Genomic DNA, 1,831 nt, shown 5'->3' on the forward strand with positions numbered 1-1,831 from the left:
GCCGGATCCGGCCCGGAACACCCGTCCAGGCGGTCGTACATCCGGAAGGTGTAGACCGCGTCGTAGCGCAGCAGGTTGCCGCTCTGGGCCGGCAGGCCCAGGCGGCGGCCCAGCAGGCCGCCCAGCGGCCCGCAGTGCTGCGGCGCCGGTGCGGTGAACGCGTCGTCGTACGCGGCGAAGCGGATCAGCGGCGGGGTCCGGGACAGCCACTCGGACGGCCCGGAGCGCTTCAGTGCGATGTCGACCGGCGCCTCCGCGCCGACCGTGCAGCCCGCCGGGAGCAGCGGACCGGAGAGCCGGAACCGCAGGCTCAGGGTGCCGGTGTAGAAGTCCGGCCGACCGCCGTACCCGGCCTCCAGGGAGAGGCCGAGCAGCCGGCTGCGGTCGCCCGCGGGCGTGCCGGTGAGACCGCCAGGCACCGGCGTCGGGCCGCCGCTGCGCCAGGTGCCCCAGACCTGGCCAGGGCTGCCGTCGGGCAGCGGGCCCTCGGCGTGCACCATGACGATCGGCGCCAGGGCGGGCAGCCGCACCGCGCCCAGGGTGAGCTCCGGCGCGGCCCGGTGGACCTCGCAGCGCCACCGCGCCGGGTCCGCGCCGGCGGGCAGCGGCGGGCAGTCCCGGTACGCCGGGGCCAGTTCGGCCAGCACCGCGGGAACGTCCACGGCGGGCGGGGCCGCGGGACCGAGCGGGGCCGCGGCGCCGGCGGCTGCCGGTGCGGTCCGGGGGGCCTGCGGGGTCGACGCGGCGGTGACAGTGGCCGGAGGCTCGGCGGTGACGGTGGCCGGAGGCTCGGCCGCCTGCGCGGCCGCCGGCAGCGTCCCGGCGAGCACGGCGGCGGCCGCCACGGCCACCGCGGCCGGCCCCACACGGCGGGCGAGGGCCGAACGGGCCGGAGCGGTCCGGCGGGAGCCGGCCGGACGGTCGGCGTCAGGGCGTGTCTGCATGCCCGACAGCCTGGCGCCGGCCCGTACCCGCCGGGCATCCGTGACATCCCTGGGCCCACCCCCAACCGTCCCTGAGGCACCGTCAGGGATGCGGCCCGGCCGGACCCCGAGCGTCCACGGCCCCGGCAGGGCGGTCGGCGGGCAGCCGGCGGGCGCCGCAGCCGCGGCGCCGCCGGTCAGGCCGCCGGTCGCACCCGCTGCCCGGCCGCCGCTTCCGGCCTCCGGCCCCCGAGAGTCGCGGCAGCCGTCGGAGCGGCCCCGCCCACGGCGGCGGTGGCAGGTGTGTCGACATGGACGGTGGCGGCCAGCAGCCGGGGCACCGCCTGCCTCAGCGCCTGCTCGGCGGCCTCCGCGACCCGGTGCCCCTCGGCCACCGTCAGGTCCCCGTCGACCACCACCTCCGCCTCGGCGCGCAGCACGTGGCCGACCCAGCGCATCCGCAGCGCACCCACCCCGCGGACGCCCGCCACCTCCCGCAGGCTCCGCTCGCCGGCGTCCACCAGGGCCGGGTCCACGGCGTCCATCAGCCGGCGGCCCACCTCGCGGACGGCGCTCCGCAGCGCGGCCAGGATCGCGACCGTGATCAGCAGCCCCACGAGCGGGTCGGCGAGCCGCCACCCGAGCGCCGCGCCGCCCGCGCCGAGCAGGACGGCGAGCGAGGTCAGGCCGTCCGTCCGGGCGTGCAGGCCGTCCGCGACCAGGGCCGCGGAGCCGATCCTTCGACCGGTGCGGATCCGGTAGCGGGCCACCCACTCGTTGCCCAGGCAGCCGATCAGCGCGGCCGCCGCCACCGCCCAGATCCGGTCGACCAGCTGCGGGTGGGGCACCCGGGCGACGGCCCGGGCGGCGGCGCCCCCCCACGAGGCGGCGACCCCGGCCACCCCCGC

2 protein-coding genes are annotated in these 1,831 nt (G+C 80.2%); both read right to left on the bottom strand.

Annotation, left to right across the window (positions count from 1 at the left end):
• The coding region (locus tag ACFV0G_RS33780) for a hypothetical protein (protein ID WP_380556243.1) at positions 1 to 944 on the bottom strand (944 nt) is incomplete at its 3' end.
• A 176-nt stretch (positions 945 to 1,120) separates the two neighbouring features.
• The coding region (locus ACFV0G_RS33785) for a cation diffusion facilitator family transporter (protein ID WP_380556245.1) at positions 1,121 to 1,831 on the bottom strand (711 nt) is incomplete at its 5' end.

The sequence above is a fragment of the Kitasatospora sp. NPDC059571 genome (assembly GCF_042735675.1).
In the GTDB taxonomy this organism is placed as follows: Bacteria; Actinomycetota; Actinomycetes; order Streptomycetales; family Streptomycetaceae; genus Kitasatospora.